The following is a 21,457-nucleotide window of genomic DNA, read 5'->3' on the forward strand; positions in this document are numbered from 1 at the left end:
CTTTACGATCAGATGATAAAGGAAAGCAGGAATGTGCCAGCCAGTGCAACGACAGATGCGATAAACGTGGCCGTCGTATAGTATTTAAACGTTTCATTCAGCGTAGCGCCGCAATACTGCTTGACCAGCCAGAACAGGGAATCGGTCACGATCGTGCAGCCAATGGCGCCGGAACCAATGACAATCGCAATGATCTCCGGGCTGACGTCAGGATAGAGCGGCAGCATTGGCGCAACAATCGCGGTGGCACCCATCATCGCCACCGTCGCAGAGCCGACCGCCGCGTGCAGAATCAGCGCTACCAGCCATGCCAGCAGAATCGGGTGCATATGCATATTTGAGAGGATCACCGCCAGCGTGTCCGCCAGCCCGCTACTTTTGAGAATGGCGTTGAACGCGCCGCCCGCGCCGATAATCAGCAGGATGTTCGCAATGGCGCCAAAGCCGTTTTCGGTGTGGGTAAGTAGCGCGCTCATACCCATATGCTGGCGCAGACCGAGTATGTAATACGCCACAAAGACAGCGATAAACATTGCGGTGATCGGATTACCGATAAACTCCAGCAGCGTATACAACGTGCCGTCTTTCGCCATATTCAGTTCAGCGACGGTTTTCACCAGCATCAGGCCAATCGGCAATAGAACGGTAAACAGCGTTGCGCCCAGCGACGGCAGGGTGTTTTCGGCGCGCACTTCAAGATCCGCAAACTCTGTCGGTACGGGCTTGAACGGCAGACGATTACCCAGAAACTTTAAGAACAGCGGGCCGCCGACCAATGAGGCCATCAGCCCGACCAGTAGACCGTAGACAATCACCGAGCCGATATCCGCCCCCAGTTTATTTGCGACAAACAGCGCAGCCGGATGCGGCGGTACCACGCAATGGACGGCCATCAGCGCGGTACACAGCGGAATGGCCAGCTTCAGCAGCGAGGTATGGGTCTTTTTAGCGATAGAAAACGCCAGTGGGATGAGCAACACGACGCCCACTTCCACGAACAACGTGATACCGCAAATCAGCCCCACCAGTACCATGATCACGTCAGCAGAGAGCCAGCGGCAGCGCTGGAGCGTAAGCCCGATGCGTTCCGCCGCGCCGGAAACCTCCATCATTTTGCCGAGGATGGTGCCAAGACCGATAACGGCGGCCAGAAAACCGAGCGTACCGCCTATTCCGTTTTCTATCGCCGTGACCATCTCCAGCGGCCCCATGCCCATCATCGCGCCGACAAAGAAACTGGCGAGCAGTAACGCCAGGAAGGGGTGGAATTTAAACTTCACGATGGTCAATACGATTAACACGATGCTGATCAGCAGCGTGCTCACTACCCAGATTTGAGCGTGCATATCTCACCTACCCTGTGATTAATCTGTTCTTATTGGACAGAAAAACAGCACCCCCTGACAAACGATATAATTTGCCATTAACATGATGTAAATTGAATCAACTATGTGATTTCCATCTAATATTGCTTTTATTTTGCGATATGGTTCATTTTGCTTCATCTATGTGCGGATTTTTTCAGCGTGTTTTTTTACACTTCGGGAAATTAAAAGATGACTGAGGTTGCCATGGAACCCCTTCGCGATACCCGAAACCGCTTACTCAACGGCTGGCAGTTATCCAAACTCTATACTTTTGAAGTCGCGGCCAGACACCAGTCCTTTGCTCTGGCGGCAGATGAGCTGTCGTTAAGCCCCAGTGCGGTAAGTCATCGTATCAATCAACTGGAAGCCGAGTTGGGAATCCAGCTATTTGTCCGCTCTCACCGTAAAGTGGAGCTTACCCATGAAGGCAAACGGGTATTCTGGGCGCTGAAATCGTCGCTGGATACGTTGAATCAGGAAATCCTTGATATCAAAAATCAGGAACTGTCCGGCACGTTGACCGTGTATTCCCGTCCCTCTATCGCCCAGTGCTGGCTGGTACCCGCGCTGGGGGACTTTACCCGTCGCTATCCGTCAATTTCTCTCACTATGCTGACCGGCAACGATAACGTTAACCTACAGCGTGCCGGCATTGACCTGGCTATCTATTTTGACGATGCGCCGTCGGCGCAGCTCACGCACCATTTTTTAATGGATGAGGCGATTTTGCCCGTTTGCAGCCCGGATTACGCCCGTCGTTTCGCCTTGCAGGACAACCTGAATAACCTGCGGCACTGTACGCTCTTACACGACAGACAGGCGTGGAGTAACGATTCGGGCACCGATGAGTGGCACAGTTGGGCGCAGCATTTTGCAGTAAATTTGCCGGATTCATCCGGCATTGGCTTCGATCGTTCTGATTTAGCGGTGATTGCCGCGATGAACCACATTGGCGTGGCGATGGGGCGTAAACGGCTGGTGCAAAAGCGTCTCGACAGCGGTGAACTGATTGCGCCTTTTGGTGACATGAGGCTGAAATGTCATCAGCATTATTATGTCACCACTCTGCCTGGCAGGCAGTGGCCGAAAATCGAGGCATTTATTCGCTGGTTGCAGGAACAGGTGTGAAGATTTATTACGCTTTGTCGCTACACCTGCCGGGAGTGAATATGCTAAATACGTGCTATCACCGTGGTAAAAATTTTAGGGGGCGTCGTGTTTAAACCGCTTATTGCCTCTCTCATGCTGACCAGCGCGGTCGTCTATGCGAAACCGATGCCTTTGACGGCGGCGCGCTATGCGCAGCAGCTTGGCGTTGGGATGGATGTTGACTGGGCGCGAACGGAACGGGGTATCCGCGAGTTTGATCCGCTGGTCGTGCGGGATTTTAAGGCAAAAGGGTTAACGCATGTCCGTATTCGTGTGGCAGGCGCGCCGACGGAAGCGCGCCTCATCCATTTGCGTAAGCTGGTAGAGGCCTGCGAATACTATGGCGTCATACCCATTATTGCCTATCAGGCGGATGCGTATAAAACCGATCCCAGCGCCAGCCATGAAAAGGAGCTGATCAACTGGTGGAGCGTGGTCGCGCGCTATTTTGGCCAGACATCCCCGCTTCTGGGGTTCGATCTCATTTATGAGCCTGCCGACAAACTTAATCATAATATGGCGTCGCTGAATCGCGTATATGACAAAACCATCCGCCTGATTCACGCCATTGATCCACAGCGTATGATTTTCGTTGCCCCCCGCATGCGCGCCGCGCCGGAGGATTTGTCGGCGCTTAAACTGCCGGCGCAAAGCCAGAACTATGTACTGGCGGAGTGGCACATCTTCCCGTGGGGCCCCCTGAAAAGCGGCGGTAAATATCCGTGGACATCAGGCACGGCGGCGGAAAAAGCGGCGATTCGGGCACGGATTAATGCCGCGGTTCGCTGGCAGCATAAGACCGGCCATGCAAGCTGGGTGGGCGGATGGGCGCCGGGAGAGTCGATAAAAATGACGCCGGTCGCTTCACAGTTCGCGTTTGCCCGTTTTATGGCCTGCGAGCTGAAAAAAGCGCATATCCCGTATGCGATAAACGCGGATACTCAGTTTTATGACGGCGAAGAAGGAGCGTGGCGTCCGGCGCAGGAGCCCCTGCTCAATGCGATGATCGCGCCGGAGTGTGAAACGCCCGGCAAAAAGCCGGGCGAGGGGAACGTTAAACCGTCTGTCCCTGATGCGATATCCGTGACGCCAGCGGCAGCCAGCACGCCAGGATCAGCAATCCCATAAGGGTCATCAACAGTCCCAGGCTGCCCTGACCGGTTTGCGGCAGCATTGCCGAAAGCCACGCCAGTACGCCGGAACCAATATTTTGCAGCCCGCCGACCAGCGCGCCAGCGGTGCCTGCGAGGAACGGAAACGGCTCCATCGCGCCGCTGGTAGCCAGTGGAAATAACATCCCGGCGCCGAAGAAAAACAGCGCAGCGGGGATGAGTAGCGTCCAGACGTTCATCACGCCAAACCAGCCGGGAATCCACATCATAAGGCCTGCCAGCAGACAGCAAATAACTGACTGCCACATCAGGGTTGAGAAGCGTTTATTCGGGCGTCCGGCAAACCAGGCGCCGAAGAACGCCGCCGGAATCGGCAGAATAAACAGAATGCTTACCACCATACTGCTGAGACCTAATACTGCCCCCATCAGCACGCCGGAACAGGCTTCAAAGACCGCAATGCCAGCCAGCCCGCCGATTAGCATCAACAGGTAACAGTTAAATGCGCCGTTGCCAAACAGCGTTTTATAGCTGGCGATCAGCCGTGTGCGCGGCGCGCCGGCGGGGCGGGTTTCCGGCATCCAGCGCGCCATGCTGAAGGTGACGCCAGCGCAAAGCACCAGCAGGAAAGCGTAACACGCGCGCCAGTTCCACAGGGTGTCCAGCAGACCGCCAATCAGCGGCGCTAACAGCGGGCTGACCAGAATCCCCATATTTAACAGGCTATTGGCGTGACGAAGTTGCGTTCCTTCATACAGATCGCGCGGGAGCGTTCTCGCCATTACTCCGCCAACGCCGGTTCCCATCCCTTGCATGGCGCTGGCGGCAATCAACACCGTCAAACTATGCGTGGTCATGGCGATCAGGGTCGCTACCATAAAAATAGACATGCCGACGAGGATTACCGGGCGGCGCCCAACCCGGTCGGAAAGCGGGCCGTAAAACAGTTGCGAGACGCCGTAGGTCAGGAGGTAAGCAGCCATTACGCTCTGGACGGCGCCTTCCCGGACGTTTAGCGCTTGCGCCATATCGGCGATGGCGGGAATATAAATGGTTTGCGCCATCTGCCCTACGGCCACCAGTAACACCAACATCAACAACAAATTGACGTTTCTCTGCCTTTTCATTTCGCTGATTACTTTTCAAAAAAAGAAAAAATAAGAATAACTTGCTGCGCATTCCCATAAATGCGAGAGGAATCTATCACACCAGAAAAAGAAGGCCAGACAGCAACCAGCAATGGCAGACGAAGGAACGGCAGGATATGTAAACAAAAGCGGCAACAAATGTTGCCGAGAATGTGTTACGTCTGCGGCTGTTATTGGGCGATCATGACAGACGGAGTAAAATCGCCCCGAGGGCAATCCCGCCAGCCGCCACCAGACGTAGCCCGGCCACTTTCTCTTTAAGCAACAGCCAGGCTATCAGCGCGCCGAATAAAATCGACGTCTCACGCAGCGCGGCGACCACCGCCAGCGGCGCCTGGGTCATGGCCCATAGCGCCAGCCCATAAGATCCCATAGTGCCAATCCCGCCAAAAATGCCTTTTTTCCACTGTTGCGCCAGATAACGCGACGCTTCCCGCCGCCGCGCAATCATCGCCCAGGTTAACAGGCAGGCGCCGTTGAGAAAAAATGACCATAGCGTATAGCCCAGCGCCGTTTCGGAGAGTCTTACGCCGGTCCCGTCCACCAGCGTATATCCGGCAATAAAACAGGCGTTAGTTAATGCCAGCACGACACCACGTTGAGAGCTGGCGCGGCCATTACAGGCCATCCCAAGTATCGCCATGCAGATCACTGCGATGCCGACCCAGGCCATCGACGACAGGCTGTCGCCAAGAAACAGAACGCTAATGAGCGCCACCAGCAGCGGCGCGGTGCCGCGCATAAGAGGATAGGTCTGGCTCATGTCCGAGACCTTATAGGTTTTCGCCACCAGGACGGTATACACCACCTGGAGCGCGGTAGAGGCCGCTAAAAAAGGGATACTGGCGTGAGCTGGCTGCGGCGAGAAGGGCAAAAGGATCAATGCCATGACCGCCGCGGAACCGCTGACGCCGATCGCGGCGTAGAGCTTATCGTTTCCCGCTTTGACAATAGCGTTCCAGCTGGCATGTAGCAGCGCGGCGAACAGCAAAATGCAGAAAACGGAAAGGGTCATAGCGTCAGGCGTCGTTGAGGGTGTCATAAAAACGTAACATACCCGGGAAGCGAAAGACCAGCGGATAAGGTGAAAGGGGAGCGGTTGCCCGCTCCCCTTCGGTGCGGCTTGAATCTGAATTACTTAAGGTATTTCAGAACAGCATCAAGCAGTTGCAGTGCTGCAACAATGAGTTTCAGGATAAGAATGGTGATATCCACTACGCTCATACGCGTCTCCTGTGGTTAAGGAGCACTGCCAGCCGACGTACCTTTCCGCTGCCTGTTGCCAGCTGTTGCGCACGCGATCCCTTTTGCGAGGAATAGTGTGCGTGTTGACATAACACAGTGTGCTCACGAGGGGGTTAAGGCGCTGACGGCACCACCCGTTTCAGCCAGGACTTCGTTGCGCCGGTTTACGATGCGGCCCCCGCATAACACATTGTGTCAAAGACATTATAGTTAAATACTGTATAAATGAACAGTAATTTATAGACAGAACGGAGCTTCTGATCCATACTCAAATTCATCAAAATTCGCGCCGAAATTGCGCGTTCTGCACAGAACGCGTATACTTCTGCTGTTGACATAACACAGTGTGCTTCGCGGCTACCACCCGCATTACGCTGTAAGAACCTCGCTTCGGCGAGGTTTTTTGTTTTCCGGCATTGTGAAACGCGTAATCATCAATCCCGGCGATTACCGGAGGGCGCTACGCTTATTACGCCTATACTCAAAACGTGTAAATTCGTAGAAAAATGTGATCGCTGACGCATTTTTGTGCAGATGAAAATTTTTCCGTTGTCATGCTGAAAGCGCTGTGCTTGTATAAAACGTGTTAATAACAAACAGACAAGGCCCCTAATGAACCCTTCCATGCTGAACGCGACCCTACTAACAACTGCGCCATCTCGCGCAGTGGTCGTCGTGCGTGTGGTGGTGGTCGTCGGCAATGCGCCGTAGGGTCCGGAACACACACGATTCCAAAACCCCGCCGGCGCAAACCGGGCGGGGTTTTTTGTTTAAGACACCTTCCCGGAACGTCGGCTCAGAATAAAAGGAATGGAGCATGGCAAGTTCGGGCACAACATCTACACCTCAGCGCTTTACGGGCGCGGAATTTATTGTTCATTTTCTGGAGCGCCAGGGGATTCGTATCGTCACCGGCATTCCCGGCGGTTCGATCCTCCCCGTTTACGACGCGTTAAGCCAAAGCACGCAAATCCGTCATATTCTGGCGCGCCACGAACAAGGCGCGGGGTTTATTGCGCAGGGGATGGCGCGGACGGAGGGTAAACCTGCTGTTTGTATGGCCTGTAGCGGGCCGGGCGCGACCAATCTGGTCACGGCCATTGCCGATGCACGCCTGGATTCCATTCCGTTAATCTGCATTACCGGGCAGGTTCCGGCGTCCATGATCGGTACTGACGCGTTTCAGGAAGTGGATACCTACGGTATCTCTATCCCCATCACCAAGCACAACTATCTGGTCAGAAATATCAACGAGCTGCCTCAGGTGATGAGCGATGCTTTTCGTCTGGCGCAGTCGGGGCGTCCTGGCCCGGTGTGGATAGACGTTCCTAAAGATGTGCAGACGGCGACAATTGAGCTGGATGCGTTACCGTCGCCGGCGGAAAAATCACCCCCGCCGGAGTTTAGCGCGGAGAGTATCCGCGAGGCCGCCGCAATGATTAACGCGGCGAAGCGTCCGGTGCTGTATCTGGGCGGCGGCGTGATCAATGCGCCGACACGCGTGCGCGAACTGGCGGAAAAAGCGCAACTGCCGACGACAATGACCTTAATGGCGCTGGGAATGCTGCCTAAGGCGCATCCTCTGTCGTTAGGAATGCTGGGGATGCACGGCGCGCGCAGTACCAATTTTATTCTGCAAGAGGCCGATTTACTGATTGTCCTGGGCGCACGTTTTGATGACCGGGCGATTGGCAAAACGGAGCAGTTTTGTCCGAACGCCAAAATCATCCATGTGGATATCGATCGCGCCGAGTTAGGCAAAATTAAGCAGCCGCATGTGGCTATTCAGGCGGATGTCGATGATGTACTGGCACAGTTAATTCCCCATATCGAGGCACAGCCGCGGGAAGCATGGCATCAGTTGGTGGCGGACTTGCAGCAAGAATTCCCTTGCAGTATTCCCCAGGAAAATAACCCGCTTAGTCACTATGGGCTGATTAATGCGGTCGCCGCCTGTGTGGACGACAACGCGATTATTACCACTGACGTAGGTCAGCATCAGATGTGGACCGCGCAGGCTTATCCGCTCAACCGTCCGCGTCAGTGGCTGGCTTCCGGCGGGCTGGGCACCATGGGGTTTGGTCTGCCCGCGGCGATTGGCGCGGCGCTGGCGAATCCGGGCAACAAGGTGCTGTGTTTTTCCGGCGACGGTAGTTTGATGATGAATATTCAGGAGATGGCTACCGCCAGTGAAAACCAGTTGGATGTGAAAATTATCCTGATGAATAACGACGCGCTGGGACTGGTACATCAGCAACAGAGTCTGTTCTATAAACAGGGCGTTTTTGCGGCGACCTATCCGGGGAGCATCAACTTTATGCAGATTGCCGCCGGGTTTGGTCTGGATACCTGTGATTTGAATAACGAAGCCGATCCGCAGGCGGCGTTGCAGGCTATCATTCGTCGTCCTGGACCGGCGTTGATCCATGTGCGCATTGATGCAGAAGAAAAAGTGTATCCGATGGTGCCGCCGGGCGCGGCAAATACAGAGATGGTGGGGGAATAAGCCATGCAGAAACAATCATATGATAACGTTATTCTGGAGCTGACCGTTCGCAACCATCCTGGCGTGATGACCCACGTCTGCGGGCTGTTCGCCCGACGCGCTTTCAACGTTGAGGGTATTCTCTGTTTACCGATTCAGGGTAGCGATCAGAGCCGCATCTGGCTTCTGGTCAATGACGATCAGCGGCTTGAACAGATGATCAGTCAGATCGATAAACTGGAAGACGTGGCGAAGGTGGTACGAAACCAGTCCGATCCCACCATGTTCAATAAAATTGCCGTCTTTTTTGAGTAAGTTATTCACTTTCCGAATCAGGCGTGATGACTTTGACGGAACCATTCCGACAGTGAGCGGCATAATCTGTCGGTAATGGGCGATCGCTAATCAGGACATCAAAGGCAGAAAGCGGACCAATGCTGGCAGGCGCGACCTCATCAAACAGGGCGTGACGCGCCAGCAAAATTTTGCGCAGACCGCGCTCCATCGCTTTACGTTTGGCGGCAAGATCATCCGGGTTAAACCAGCTCACGCCAAAATGTTCATGTACGCCGCTGGCGGAAATAAACACTTTGCGCGGATTGAGCGAATCCAGCGCCGAAAGATTATTGGCATCATAAAAGGCATCACTCTTGGCCCGATAGGTGCCGCCGCACAGAATCGCCGTGGCATTAGGCTTTTCATTCAGCGCGATAAATACCCGATGCGAGTAGCAAATCCCGGTAAAGGTAATATCATCCGGTATCATGCTGATAACTAATGGCATTTCCGGACCGTTATCAAAAAAAACCAGATCGTTTTCACGCACCAGGCCGGCGGCCAGGATCGCAACGGGAAGGTCGTCCCTATGATGCGTCTTTTTCGCCGGCAGCGGCATATTGGTTGAAGACGTAGGCTTATTTACCATGACGATATAGCCGCCGAGCAGCGTCAGCGGTAAAGGGTCATCATCCTGGCTGAGATCGCGGCGAATGGTCATCACCGAAACTTCCAGCATCCGCGCGGCGTCTTTCAGATGGATTCGATCGGTCTTTTTCAGTAGCTCCATCAAGCGTCGGATACGTTCTTTTTGCTTGGTCTCCATTCACCCTCTCCACAAATCATGTTGTTATGTTTCATCAGTAACATTTATGTGTTTCTGAGAACATTACAGTGTGGCACTACTATACGTCCGGCTGTCAGGAAATAAAAGTGGGTTTATTCGCGTTTTATAACAATAAATAGTTAATTTTCAGTAAATTGTAACCCTAAAAATGATTTAATGCGCGTATGTTCCGCCAGGGATTGTTCACGAAGTAAATGGCAAAATGATCCTCTAATCGCGATCATAGTCACAAATGATACGGAAGTAACATGATAATGTTATTTTAATATCATTGTCGTGTGACGATTTCTGAGAGGGAGTAAAATGGATATCGCGGTTATTGGCTCTAACATGGTGGACCTTATCACCTACACCAACCAGATGCCCAAAGAAGGGGAAACTCTGGAAGCGCCGGCGTTTAAAATCGGCTGCGGCGGAAAAGGGGCGAACCAGGCCGTGGCGGCCGCTAAGCTCAATTCAAAAGTATTGATGTTGACCAAAGTGGGCGACGATATTTTTGCCGACAACACCATTCGTAATCTCGAATCCTGGGGGATCAATACGACGTATGTAGAAAAAGTACCGTGTACCAGCAGCGGCGTAGCGCCGATTTTCGTCAACGCCAACTCCAGCAACAGCATTCTGATCATCAAAGGCGCCAACAAGTTTCTCTCGCCGGAAGATATCGATCGCGCGGCGGAAGATTTAAAAAAATGCCAGCTTATTGTTCTGCAACTGGAAGTTCAGCTTGAAACGGTTTATCACGCAATAGAATTTGGCAAGAAACATGGGATTGAAGTGTTATTAAACCCTGCGCCAGCATTACGGGAATTAGATATGTCTTATGCCTGTAAATGCGATTTCTTTGTACCCAATGAAACCGAGCTGGAAATATTAACCGGTATGCCAGTGGATACCTATGACCATATCCGCGCAGCGGCACGTTCGCTGGTGGATAAAGGGCTGAACAATATTATCGTCACCATGGGTGAGAAAGGCGCGCTGTGGATGACGCGTGACCAGGAAGTCCATGTCCCGGCGTTTAGAGTGAACGCTGTCGATACCAGCGGCGCGGGCGATGCCTTTATCGGCTGTTTCGCGCATTACTACGTCCAGAGCGGGGATGTGGAAGCCGCCATGAAAAAAGCCGTCCTCTTTGCCGCTTTCAGCGTCACCGGGAAAGGCACCCAATCCTCTTATCCAAGCATTGAGCAATTTAATGAGTATCTTTCGTTGAACGAATAACAATCACCCTGCACTGTTAAAGGTAGCACTATGAACGATAAAAACATCGTTCAGATGCCCGACGGGTATCTGAATAAGACACCTCTGTTCCAGTTTATTTTGTTATCCTGTTTATTCCCATTATGGGGATGCGCAGCCGCGTTAAATGATATTCTGATTACGCAATTTAAAAGTGTATTTTCGCTGAGCAACTTTGCTTCGGCATTAGTACAAAGCGCCTTTTATGGCGGTTATTTTTTAATTGCTATTCCGGCCTCGCTGGTCATTAAAAAAACCAGTTATAAAGTGGCGATACTTATCGGCCTGACGCTATACATTGTCGGCTGTACGCTCTTTTTCCCGGCGTCGCACATGGCGACCTACACCATGTTCCTCGCGGCGATTTTCGCCATTGCGATTGGCCTGAGTTTCCTGGAAACGGCGGCGAACACCTACAGTTCGATGATCGGGCCGAAAGCCTACGCCACGCTGCGGCTGAATATCAGCCAGACCTTTTATCCGATCGGCGCGGCGGCAGGCATTTTATTGGGTAAATATCTGGTCTTTTCCGAAGGGGAAAGCCTGGAAAAACAGATGGCGGGCATGAATGCCGAGCAGGTCCACAACTTCAAGGTGCTGATGCTGGAAAACACTCTGGAACCCTATAAGTACATGATTATGGTTCTGGTAGTGGTGATGGTACTGTTCCTGCTGACGCGTTTCCCGACCTGTAAAGTCGCGCAAACCGCGAGTCATAAACGCCCCTCGGCGCTGGATACGTTACGCTATCTCGCCAGCAACGCCCGTTTCCGTCGCGGTATTGTGGCGCAGTTCCTGTATGTGGGAATGCAGGTGGCGGTCTGGTCGTTCACTATCCGTCTGGCGCTGGAGTTAGGCGATATCAATGAGCGCGATGCCTCAACCTTTATGGTCTACAGCTTCGCCTGCTTTTTTATCGGCAAGTTTATCGCCAACATTCTGATGACACGCTTTAACCCGGAAAAAGTCCTGATCCTTTACTCTGTGATCGGCGCGCTGTTCCTTGCCTATGTGGCGCTGGCGCCCAGCTTTAGCGCGGTATACGTGGCGGTGCTGGTCAGTGTTCTGTTTGGCCCCTGCTGGGCGACCATTTATGCCGGAACGCTCGATACCGTCGATAACGAGCATACCGAAATGGCGGGGGCGGTCATCGTGATGGCGATTGTCGGCGCGGCGGTGGTTCCCGCGATTCAGGGCTACGTGGCGGACATGTTCCACTCGTTACAGCTCTCATTCCTGGTTTCCATGCTGTGCTTTGTTTACGTTGGCGTTTACTTCTGGCGCGAAAGCAAAGTGCGCGGCAACCTGGCTGAAGTCGCCGCGTCCTGAGGAGATCAACCATGACAACACGTATTACATTATGGCGGGAGCTTTTTAGCGAGCAGCCGCGTATCTTGCTGGAAAATGATGATTTTACGGTTACGGCGTTTCGTTACGCCAGCGGCGTGGAAGGACTGAAAATACAAAACAGCCGCGGTCATCTGGTGATTCTGCCCTGGATGGGGCAGATGATTTGGGACGCGCAGTTTGACGGTCATGATCTGACTATGCGCAACATGTTCCGCCAGCCGAAGCCGGCTGCGGAAGTGGTGGCAACGTATGGTTGCTTTGCTTTCCATTCCGGACTATTGGCGAATGGCTGCCCGTCGCCGGAAGATACACATCCGCTGCACGGCGAGATGCCCTGCGCTGCCATGGACGACGCCTGGCTGGAGTTAGAGGGCGACAGTCTGCGCGTGACCGGGCGCTACGAGTATGTGATGGGGTTCGGTCATCATTATCAGGCGCAACCTGCGGTGGTAATGCGTAAAGCAAGCGCGCTGTTTGATATTCAGATGACAGTGACTAACCTGGCTTCAGTCGCCATGCCGCTACAGTACATGTGCCACATGAACTATGCCTATGTGCCGAACGCCACGTTCCGTCAGAATATCCCGGATACCGCGCTGAAGCTACGCGAGTCGGTGCCGGCGCATGTCAAACCCACGGCGCAGTGGCTGGCGTTTAATCAACGACTTTTGCAGGGTGAAGCCTCGCTGGCAACGCTCAACGAGCCTGGCTTTTACGACCCGGAAATCGTGTTCTTCGCCGATGAACTGGACAGGTACACGGATACCCCGGAATTCAGTATGATCGCCCCGGATGGCACTACGTTCGTGACACGTTTCGCCAGCGCGGAGCTGAATTACGTGACCCGCTGGATTCTTTATAACGGCGATCAGCAGGTAGCCGCCTTTGCCCTGCCCGCGACCTGTCGGCCTGAAGGTTTTCTCGCAGCGCAGCGAAATGGAACCTTGCTTCAACTGGAACCGCAGCAAACCCGGACGTTCACCGTCACGACAGGCATTGTCTGACCGCTCAAGGCTTGAACAGCCGCGCGCTTATCGTTAAGGTAAGCGCGTTTTTTTTATCCATCAGGACAGAACCCATGATTACCGTTGCCCTTATCGACGACCACCTTATCGTCCGCTCCGGCTTTGCACAGCTACTGGGGCTGGAACCTGATTTGCAGGTGGTCGCCGAATTTGGTTCCGGGCGCGAAGCGTTGGCAGGCTTGCCGGGGCGCGGCGTACAGGTGTGTATCTGCGATATCTCGATGCCGGATATTTCCGGACTGGAGCTGCTAAGCCAACTGCCAAAAGGGATGGCGACGATCATGCTCTCGGTTCACGATAGCCCGGCGCTGGTGGAACAGGCGTTGAACGCCGGCGCGCGCGGTTTCCTCTCTAAACGCTGTAGTCCGGATGAACTGATCGCCGCGGTGCATACGGTGGCGACGGGCGGCTGCTATTTGACCCCCGATATTGCCGTGAAACTGGCGGCGGGTCGGCAAGATCCGCTGACCAAACGCGAGCGTCAAGTGGCGGAAAAACTCGCCCAGGGTATGGCGGTAAAAGAGATTGCCGCCGAGCTGGGGCTGTCGCCAAAAACGGTGCATGTCCATCGCGCGAATCTGCTGGAAAAATTAGGCGTCAGCAATGACGTTGAACTGGCGCATCGCATGTTTGACGGTTGGTAATGAACACCTTTTTTTCCCGTTTAATCACCGTTGTTGCCTGCTTTTTTATTTTCTCCGCCGCGTGGTTCTGCCTGTGGAGTATCAGCCTGCATCTGGTAGAGCGCCCGGAGCTGGCGGCGCTACTCTTTCCCTTCGGCCTGCGCCTGGGACTTATGCTGCAATGTCCGCGCGGATACTGGCCAGTATTGCTGGGCGCGGAGTGGCTGCTGGTGTACTGGTTGGCGCAGGAAGTTGCGCTGGCCCATCTGCCGCTTTTGATGATCGGTGGTGTGTTGACGCTACTGCCCGTGGCGCTGACTTCGCGTTACCGCCATCAGCGCGACTGGCGCACGTTATTGCTTCAGGGCGCGGCCCTCACCGCCGCGGCGCTACTGCAATCCCTGCCCTGGCTGGGGCAGGGGGAAGCGGCATGGAACGCGCTACTGCTGACCCTCACGGGTGGTCTGACGCTGGCCCCCATCTGCCTGGTTTTCTGGCACTATCTCACCAGCACTACCTGGCTGCCGCTGGGACCATCGCTGGTATCGCAGCCGGTAAACTGGCGCGGGCGGCATCTGATCTGGTATCTGCTGCTATTTATCGTCAGTCTGTGGCTGCAACTGGGTTTACCTGCTGAACTTTCGCGCTTTACGCCGTTCTGCCTGGCGTTGCCGATTATCGCGCTCGCCTGGCATTATGGCTGGCAGGGCGCGCTCATTGCCACGCTGATGAATGCTATCGCGCTGATCGCCAGCCAGACCTGGCACGATCATCCCGTCGATTTATTACTTTCGCTGTTGGCGCAAAGCCTGACCGGGCTACTGCTTGGCGCGGGCATTCAGCGTCTGCGCGAGCTGAACCAGTCGTTGCAAAAGGAGCTGGCGCGCAACCATCGGCTGGCGGAGCGTCTTCTGGAGACCGAAGAGAGCGTGCGGCGCGATGTTGCGCGTGAGCTGCACGATGACATCGGGCAGACCATCACCGCGATTCGAACCCAGGCGGGCATTGTGCAACGACTGGCGGCGGATAACGGCGGCGTGAAGCAGAGCGGGCAACTTATCGAGCAGCTTTCGCTGGGTGTGTATGACGCCGTGCGTCGCCTGCTGGGGCGCTTGCGCCCGCGTCAGCTAGACGACTTAACGCTGGCGCAGGCCATCCGTTCGTTGCTGCGCGAAATGGAGCTGGAAAGCCGCGGTATTGTCAGTCACCTCGACTGGCGAATTGACGAAACGGCGTTGAGTGAAAGTCAGCGCGTGACGCTGTTTCGCGTCTGTCAGGAAGGGCTGAATAACATCGTAAAACATGCCAATGCCAGCGCGGTGACGCTCCAGGGCTGGCAGCAGGATGAGCGGCTGATGCTGGTGATTGAGGATGACGGCAGCGGCCTGCCGCCGGGCTCTCACCAGCAGGGCTTCGGCCTGACCGGAATGCGCGAACGCGTGTCGGCGCTCGGCGGGACGCTAACCATCTCTTGTACCCACGGTACGCGGGTGAGCGTCTCGTTGCCCCAGCGTTACGTTTAAGGAAGGATAATGCTTTCGTTTTTAAAAGCCCCGGCCAACGCGCCGCTCATCACCGATAAGCATGAGGTTGACGCCCGCTATCGCTACTGGCGGCGGCACATCCTGATCACCATTTGGTTGGGTTACGCGCTGTTCTATTTCACCCGTAAAAGCTTTAACGCCGCCGCGCCGGAAATCCTTGCCAGCGGCATTCTGAGTCGCAGCGATATCGGCCTGCTGGCGACGCTGTTTTACATCACCTACGGGGTGTCGAAATTTGTCTCCGGCATCGTTAGCGATCGCTCTAACGCTCGCTATTTTATGGGCATCGGGCTGATTGCGACCGGCGTAGTGAATATTCTGTTCGGCTTCTCGACCTCGCTGTGGGCCTTTGCTCTGCTATGGGCGCTGAACGCCTTTTTCCAGGGGTTTGGATCGCCGGTTTGCGCCCGTTTGCTGACCGCCTGGTACTCGCGTACCGAGCGCGGCGGCTGGTGGGCGTTATGGAACACCGCGCACAATGTCGGCGGGGCGCTGATCCCTCTCGTTATGGCCGCTGTCGCCCTGCATTATGGCTGGCGCGTCGGGATGATGGTGGCCGGATTGCTTGCCATCGGGGTGGGCATGGTCCTCTGCTGGCGGCTGCGCGACCGTCCGCAGGCGATTGGTTTACCGCCGGTAGGCGACTGGCGGCACGATGCGCTGGAGGTCGCCCAACAGCAAGAGGGCGCGGGGCTAAGTCGCAAAGAAATCCTCGCTAAATATGTGCTGTTGAATCCCTATATCTGGCTGCTTTCGCTGTGTTATGTCTTAGTGTACGTGGTGCGCGCGGCGATCAACGACTGGGGCAACCTGTATATGTCCGAGACGCTGGGCGTGGATTTGGTCACGGCCAACACGGCAGTATCGATGTTTGAGTTGGGTGGATTTATCGGCGCGCTGGTGGCGGGCTGGGGCTCGGACAAACTCTTCAACGGTAACCGCGGACCGATGAATTTAATCTTCGCTGCCGGGATTCTGCTCTCTGTGGGGTCGCTGTGGCTGATGCCATTCGCCAGCTACGTCATGCAGGCGGCCTGTTTCTTCACCACCGGTTTCTTTGTCTTCGGCCCGCAGATGCTCATTGGCATGGCGGCGGCGGAGTGCTCGCATAAAGAGGCGGCGGGCGCGGCCACCGGCTTTGTCGGCCTGTTCGCCTATCTCGGCGCGTCGCTTTCCGGCTGGCCGTTAGCGAAAGTGCTGGAGATCTGGCACTGGACCGGTTTTTTTGCGGTCATCGCCATCGCGGCGGGGATCTCTGCGCTATTGCTGCTGCCATTTCTGAACGCTCAGGCCCCGCGCGAGACCAGCGAAGCGTGATGCACCTCACCTTTTTGCGCTGAATGGGGCAAAACTAAGAAATTTTCCCGGTTTTGCCTGGACGCTGTCGCAGGCCACTTTTCCTGTGGATTTTTACAATGCCTGCCATTCGCAGGTATAAAAATTAGCTCAGGAGTAATCCATGCTGGCCTTCTTAAACCAGGTGCGCAAGCCGACCCTGGATCTGCCGCTCGATGTGCGGCGTAAAATGTGGTTCAAGCCGTTCATGCAGTCCTATCTGGTGGTTTTTATCGGCTACCTGACCATGTACCTGATCCGCAAAAACTTTAACATCGCGCAGAACGACATGATCTCTACCTACGGGTTGAACATGACCGAGCTGGGGATGATTGGCCTGGGCTTTTCGATTACCTACGGCGTGGGGAAAACGCTGGTTTCCTACTATGCTGACGGTAAAAATACCAAGCAGTTTCTACCGTTTATGTTGATCCTCTCCGCTATCTGTATGCTCGGCTTCAGCGCCAGCATGGGCGCGGGGTCAACCAGTCTGTTTCTGATGATCGCTTTCTATGCCCTGAGCGGTTTCTTCCAGAGTACCGGCGGATCGTGCAGCTACTCGACCATCACCAAATGGACTCCGCGTCGTAAACGCGGCACCTTTCTCGGCTTCTGGAATATCTCCCACAACCTCGGCGGCGCGGGCGCGGCAGGCGTGGCGCTGTTCGGCGCCAACTACCTGTTCGACGGTCACGTCATCGGCATGTTTATCTTCCCGTCGATTATCGCGCTGATTGTTGGCTTTATCGGTCTGCGTTTTGGCAGCGACTCCCCAGAGTCTTACGGTCTGGGTAAAGCTGAAGAACTGTTCGGCGAAGAGATCAGCGAAGAGGATAAAGAGACTGAAGAAAACGAAATGACCAAGTGGCAGATCTTTGTTGAATATGTGTTGAAAAACAAAGTGATCTGGCTGCTGTGCTTCTCCAATATCTTCCTGTATGTGGTACGTATTGGTATCGACCAGTGGTCAACCGTCTACGCCTTCCAGGAGCTGAAACTTTCTAAAGAGGTGGCGATTCAGGGCTTTACCTTGTTTGAAGTGGGCGCGCTGGTCGGCACGTTGCTGTGGGGCTGGCTCTCTGACCTGGCGAACGGTCGTCGTGCGCTGGTAGCCTGTGTGGCGCTGGCGTTAATCATCGCCACCCTCGGCGTCTACCAGCACGCCAGCAACCAGTATGTCTATCTGGCCTCGCTGTTCGCGCTCGGTTTCCTGGTGTTTGGGCCGCAGCTATTAATTGGCGTGGCGGCTGTCGGTTTCGTACCGAAAAAAGCCATCGGCGCTGCGGACGGTATCAAAGGAACCTTCGCTTATCTTATCGGCGATAGCTTTGCCAAGCTGGGTCTGGGCATGATTGCCGACGGCACCCCCATTTTTGGTCTGACCGGTTGGGCGGGTACCTTCGCCGCGCTGGACGCCGCCGCGATCGGCTGTATCTGCCTGATGGCGATGGTCGCCGTGATGGAAGAGCGCAAAATCCGCCGTGAGAAAAAAATTCAGCAAGTTAATATCGCTTAAATGTGTGCATTTGGTAACGTTTTGCCCGGCTTAACGCCGGGCTTTTTTATGCCTTGCGTTCGTCAGACAGGACATCCGGCGTCTGGCGTAAATGAAGACAGGCGTTAATAAATCACATCCTGACAGGCCAGAACGTCGACAGTTATAAATTTACCGTTATGATGGGCATCCTGTTTGGTGACGGATGTGCGCATGGTTTGGTTGATTCTGGCCACGTTTGTGGTGGTGTTTATTGTGGGTTTTCGGGTGCTGACATCGGATACCCGCCGGGCGATTCGCCGCCTGAGCGAACGTCTGAATATTGATGTAGTGCCGATAGAATCGATGATTGATCAGATGGGTAAAACGGCAGGCGGTGAATTTTTACAGTATCTGCATCGCCCTGATGAGTCGCATTTGCAAAATGCCGCTCAGGTGTTACTGATCTGGCAAATGGTGATTGTCGATGGCGGCGATCAGAATTTGCAACGGTGGCATCGGTTGTTGCAAAAAGCGCGTTTAGCCGCGCCGATCACCGACACACAGGTACGGCTGGCGCTGGGCTTTTTGCGCGAAATGGAACCCGATATGCCGGAGATCAACGCGTTTCAACTGCGCTATAACGCCTTTTTTCAGCCGGAAGAGGGTGTCCACTGGCTGCATTGATACTCTTCACTATCTCGTTAACAAAAGACGAGATGAATGAGGCTGGCAAGGGCGGCGAGCCACGATTAACGGCCGGATGGCGCTGCGCTTATCCGGCCTGGAGACGCGATTCATCGTTAGCCAAATAAAGCGTAGCCGCCATCGTATTTGCTAAGGGTGAACCACAGAAGTAACGCACCGAATAACCGCTAACGACACCAAAACGTCAGAGACTTATAGTTCATCATTTCCGTGACATATATCACGGAAATGTGATCTTGTTTTGAACACTAAAACTGTGACTCCTTGCCATACCTCCTGTCTCAAAATTTCTTATCATAAACTCGAAGTTGTACATGATTGTCTATAGACAACTCTAAATGTTTAGGCGCGCACCATGAAAACATTGTAGTGGCACACTGAATTTGCCCAGCCCCAGACATCCGACTTAGCCTTAACAGACCATCGGTAAAACCCTCATACCAGCACCTTTAGCCCGTGTTTTTGGACAACATTAAGTAGTTTCAGTGACATCCCGCTGGGACGCTTGGCGCCGCTTTCCCACTTTTGAACCGTTGATACGCTGGTATTCAGGTACCGAGCGAAAACCGACTGGCTAACGTTGAGTTCTTCTCGTAACGCTTTTATTTCAAGTGGCTGCAGGTCTTTGATGCTGCTTAAGCAGGCCGTGTCAAAACTGCGCATTGTCTCCTGGGGAATGGCATCCACGCTAAATAATCCAGATGCCGCGCTATGAATCGCTTCAAAGGCAGGGCTTTTGAATTTAGTTTTTGCTGACATGGCGCACCTCTACCAGTTCTTTGTTATTAATGAGTGCCGTTATCTGATCTTCGGTCAGGCAAGCATAGTGTTTTGCTAACTCACGGAAACCCGCGAGTTCGCGATAGCTAATGTTGGCCATATCCTGTTTGGCATACAGGAAGGTGTAAAACCAATGTTCGCCTCCCTTTGCCAACACGATTGCGCGATCGCGGTTTTGATTGAGACGTTTTTTATAAACTCCGCCGCCAAGATTATCTGCTTTTCCTTGCAGTACGGCGTTGATGGCCTCGCTTAACTCGTCGTCTTTTATCGTGTGGGACTTCGCTTCTCTGTTAAACCACCTGGTTTTGAAGATTCGCATCAGGTTGACATCCTGTAATCTAAAGTATAGCACCAGGTGATACACTATGTCTTACCTTTTGGTTTTACACGCAGCGAGAGAAGATAATTCTCAACGCTCGACCAGCCTCGCAAAATGCAGCGCAACAATGTCAGTTGCTAAAACGTTAATCAGATCACATTTTGTAATGTTACACTGCGTGGATTTTCCGCACTAAAACGACGCAGGTGACCACAATGAATGAAAATATCGCAGAAAAATTCCGCGCTGATGGGGTTGCCAGGCCTAACTGGTCAGCCGTTTTTGCCGTGGCGTTTTGTGTCGCCTGCCTGATTACCGTTGAGTTTTTGCCCGTTAGTCTGTTGACGCCGATGGCGCAGGATCTGGGGATCTCCGAGGGCGTCGCCGGTCAGTCGGTCACCGTTACGGCGTTTGTCGCGATGTTTTCCAGCCTGTTCATTACCCAGATTATTCAGGCGACCGACAGGCGTTATATCGTTATTCTGTTCGCCGTTTTGCTGACGGCTTCTTGTCTGATGGTCTCCTTTGCCAACAGCTTTACGCTGCTGTTGCTGGGCCGCGCCTGTCTTGGGTTGGCGCTGGGCGGATTCTGGGCGATGTCGGCGTCGCTGACCATGCGACTGGTTCCCGCGCGTACCGTGCCGAAAGCGCTGTCGGTGATTTTTGGCGCGGTTTCCATCGCGTTAGTGATCGCCGCGCCGCTGGGCAGTTTTTTGGGCGGTATTATTGGCTGGCGTAATGTCTTTAACGCCGCTGCGGTGATGGGCGTACTGTGCGTCATCTGGGTGGTGAAATCACTGCCGTCGCTGCCGGGCGAACCTTCTCACCAGAAACAGAATATGTTTAGCCTGTTGCAACGCCCTGGCGTGATGGCCGGGATGATCGCCATCTTTATGTCTTTTGCCGGGCAGTTCGCTTTCTTTACCTATATTCGCCCGGTCTATATGAATCTGGCGGGCTTTGACGTTGATGGTCTGACGCTGGTGTTGCTCAGTTTTGGTATTGCCAGCTTCGTTGGCACTTCTTTCTCATCTTACGTTCTGAAACGTTCGGTAAAGCTGGCGCTGGCCGGTGCGCCGCTGCTACTGGCGCTGAGCGCGCTGACGCTCATTGTGTGGGGAAGCGACAAAACCGTGGCGGCGGCAATAGCGATTATCTGGGGACTGGCGTTTGCGCTGGTGCCGGTGGGATGGTCAACGTGGATCACTCGTTCTCTTGCCGATCAGGCGGAAAAAGCCGGTTCCATCCAGGTCGCGGTGATTCAACTGGCAAATACCTGTGGCGCGGCGGTGGGCGGTTATGCGCTCGACAATTTCGGGCTGCTTTCGCCGCTGGCGCTTTCCGGCGGACTGATGCTGTTGACGGCGTTAGTCGTGGCGGCGAAAGTCCGTATTACGCCAATGAGTTGATATTGCTACCATTTTT

Annotated in this window: 21 protein-coding genes and 1 pseudogene; 14 read left to right on the forward strand and 8 right to left on the reverse strand. The window is 54.3% G+C overall.

Annotated features, from left to right (window positions below; genetic code table 11):
* Positions 1-8: 8 nt before the first annotated feature.
* Positions 9-1,346, reverse strand: a complete 1,338-nt coding sequence (gene dsdX / locus ABVN44_RS19180) for a D-serine transporter DsdX (RefSeq protein WP_023231602.1) — start codon at positions 1,344-1,346, stop codon at positions 9-11.
* Positions 1,347-1,571: 225 nt separating this feature from the next.
* Here dsdX and dsdC point away from each other — a divergent pair, with 225 nt between their 5' ends.
* On the forward strand, positions 1,572-2,495 hold the full coding sequence (dsdC, locus tag ABVN44_RS19185) for a DNA-binding transcriptional regulator DsdC (protein WP_001541637.1): 924 nt from the start codon (positions 1,572-1,574) through the stop codon (positions 2,493-2,495).
* A gap of 63 nt (positions 2,496-2,558) precedes the next feature.
* A complete protein-coding gene (locus tag ABVN44_RS19190; RefSeq protein ID WP_000238925.1) occupies positions 2,559-3,644 on the forward strand; it encodes a cellulase family glycosylhydrolase in 1,086 nt (361 codons plus the stop codon).
* On the opposite strand, the gene emrD is transcribed toward ABVN44_RS19190, so the two are convergent.
* The 4 genes and pseudogenes from emrD to ABVN44_RS19210 all read right to left on the reverse strand — a co-directional run bounded on the left by emrD (position 3,571) and on the right by ABVN44_RS19210 (position 6,111).
* Complete coding sequence (emrD, locus tag ABVN44_RS19195; protein WP_000828744.1) at positions 3,571-4,755, reverse strand: multidrug efflux MFS transporter EmrD; 1,185 nt, start codon at positions 4,753-4,755, stop codon at positions 3,571-3,573. The genes ABVN44_RS19190 and emrD overlap by 74 nt on opposite strands.
* 202 nt (positions 4,756-4,957) lie before the next feature.
* The gene (locus ABVN44_RS19200) at positions 4,958-5,818 is read right to left on the reverse strand and encodes a DMT family transporter (RefSeq protein ID WP_129339409.1); all 861 of its coding nucleotides are present in this window, start codon (positions 5,816-5,818) and stop codon (positions 4,958-4,960) included.
* A 92-nt stretch (positions 5,819-5,910) separates the two neighbouring features.
* Positions 5,911-6,000, reverse strand: coding sequence for a type I toxin-antitoxin system toxin TisB (gene tisB, locus ABVN44_RS19205; protein ID WP_000117642.1), 90 nt, complete (start codon positions 5,998-6,000; stop codon positions 5,911-5,913).
* A pseudogene (locus tag ABVN44_RS19210) lies at positions 5,997-6,111 on the reverse strand (hypothetical protein). Before ABVN44_RS19210 ends, tisB begins: the two are co-directional and overlap by 4 nt.
* Before the next feature lie 522 nt (positions 6,112-6,633).
* On the opposite strand from ABVN44_RS19210, the gene ivbL reads away from it, so the two are divergent.
* From ivbL to ilvN, 3 genes are all read left to right on the forward strand, one after another.
* Positions 6,634-6,732 (forward strand): ilvB operon leader peptide IvbL, encoded by a 99-nt coding sequence (gene ivbL, locus ABVN44_RS19215; RefSeq protein ID WP_001541152.1) that lies wholly within the window; start codon positions 6,634-6,636, stop codon positions 6,730-6,732.
* A gap of 106 nt (positions 6,733-6,838) precedes the next feature.
* Positions 6,839-8,527 carry an acetolactate synthase large subunit gene (ilvB, locus tag ABVN44_RS19220; protein ID WP_023231600.1) on the forward strand — a complete coding sequence of 563 codons (1,689 nt, stop codon included), beginning with the start codon at positions 6,839-6,841 and terminating at the stop codon, positions 8,525-8,527.
* Positions 8,528-8,530: 3 nt separating this feature from the next.
* Positions 8,531-8,821 (forward strand): acetolactate synthase small subunit, encoded by a 291-nt coding sequence (gene ilvN, locus ABVN44_RS19225; protein ID WP_023231599.1) that lies wholly within the window; start codon positions 8,531-8,533, stop codon positions 8,819-8,821.
* Position 8,822: 1 nt separating this feature from the next.
* Here ilvN and ABVN44_RS19230 read toward each other — a convergent pair whose 3' ends face one another.
* Positions 8,823-9,608, reverse strand: coding sequence for a DeoR family transcriptional regulator (locus ABVN44_RS19230; RefSeq protein WP_198870406.1), 786 nt, complete (start codon positions 9,606-9,608; stop codon positions 8,823-8,825).
* Positions 9,609-9,932: 324 nt separating this feature from the next.
* Between ABVN44_RS19230 and rbsK the strand changes: the two genes are divergently transcribed.
* The 8 genes from rbsK (at position 9,933) to ABVN44_RS19270 (ending at position 18,909) form a co-directional block, all read left to right on the forward strand.
* Positions 9,933-10,853 (forward strand): ribokinase, encoded by a 921-nt coding sequence (gene rbsK, locus ABVN44_RS19235; protein WP_000350272.1) that lies wholly within the window; start codon positions 9,933-9,935, stop codon positions 10,851-10,853.
* Between the two features lie 30 nt (positions 10,854-10,883).
* Positions 10,884-12,200 (forward strand): L-fucose:H+ symporter permease, encoded by a 1,317-nt coding sequence (gene fucP / locus ABVN44_RS19240; RefSeq protein ID WP_000998359.1) that lies wholly within the window; start codon positions 10,884-10,886, stop codon positions 12,198-12,200.
* Between the two features lie 11 nt (positions 12,201-12,211).
* The gene (locus tag ABVN44_RS19245) at positions 12,212-13,225 is read left to right on the forward strand and encodes an aldose 1-epimerase family protein (RefSeq protein WP_000213206.1); all 1,014 of its coding nucleotides are present in this window, start codon (positions 12,212-12,214) and stop codon (positions 13,223-13,225) included.
* Positions 13,226-13,299: 74 nt separating this feature from the next.
* A complete protein-coding gene (uhpA, locus tag ABVN44_RS19250) occupies positions 13,300-13,890 on the forward strand; it encodes a transcriptional regulator UhpA (RefSeq protein WP_000633672.1) in 591 nt (196 codons plus the stop codon).
* Complete coding sequence (gene uhpB / locus ABVN44_RS19255) at positions 13,890-15,392, forward strand: signal transduction histidine-protein kinase/phosphatase UhpB (RefSeq protein WP_001091257.1); 1,503 nt, start codon at positions 13,890-13,892, stop codon at positions 15,390-15,392. Before uhpA ends, uhpB begins: the two co-directional genes overlap by 1 nt.
* A gap of 9 nt (positions 15,393-15,401) precedes the next feature.
* A complete protein-coding gene (locus tag ABVN44_RS19260; protein WP_000948164.1) occupies positions 15,402-16,730 on the forward strand; it encodes an MFS transporter in 1,329 nt (442 codons plus the stop codon).
* 142 nt (positions 16,731-16,872) lie between these two features.
* Positions 16,873-18,264 (forward strand): hexose-6-phosphate:phosphate antiporter, encoded by a 1,392-nt coding sequence (gene uhpT / locus ABVN44_RS19265; RefSeq protein ID WP_393954303.1) that lies wholly within the window; start codon positions 16,873-16,875, stop codon positions 18,262-18,264.
* Between the two features lie 192 nt (positions 18,265-18,456).
* The gene (locus ABVN44_RS19270) at positions 18,457-18,909 is read left to right on the forward strand and encodes a DUF1198 domain-containing protein (RefSeq protein WP_023231596.1); all 453 of its coding nucleotides are present in this window, start codon (positions 18,457-18,459) and stop codon (positions 18,907-18,909) included.
* A gap of 456 nt (positions 18,910-19,365) precedes the next feature.
* Here the strand turns inward: ABVN44_RS19270 and ABVN44_RS19275 are convergent, their stop codons facing one another.
* On the reverse strand, positions 19,366-19,689 hold the full coding sequence (locus tag ABVN44_RS19275; RefSeq protein WP_001274842.1) for a DNA-binding transcriptional regulator: 324 nt from the start codon (positions 19,687-19,689) through the stop codon (positions 19,366-19,368).
* The gene (locus ABVN44_RS19280) at positions 19,673-20,032 is read right to left on the reverse strand and encodes a type II toxin-antitoxin system RelE/ParE family toxin (protein ID WP_001217953.1); all 360 of its coding nucleotides are present in this window, start codon (positions 20,030-20,032) and stop codon (positions 19,673-19,675) included. The genes ABVN44_RS19275 and ABVN44_RS19280 overlap by 17 nt, the downstream gene beginning before the upstream one ends.
* Positions 20,033-20,247: 215 nt before the next feature.
* Between ABVN44_RS19280 and nepI the strand changes: the two genes are divergently transcribed.
* The gene (gene nepI, locus ABVN44_RS19285) at positions 20,248-21,441 is read left to right on the forward strand and encodes a purine ribonucleoside efflux pump NepI (RefSeq protein ID WP_001004798.1); all 1,194 of its coding nucleotides are present in this window, start codon (positions 20,248-20,250) and stop codon (positions 21,439-21,441) included.
* Positions 21,442-21,457 lie beyond the last annotated feature (16 nt).

The sequence above is a fragment of the Salmonella sp. SJTUF15570 genome, from assembly GCF_043357055.1.
GTDB lineage: Bacteria > Pseudomonadota > Gammaproteobacteria > Enterobacterales > Enterobacteriaceae > Salmonella > Salmonella enterica.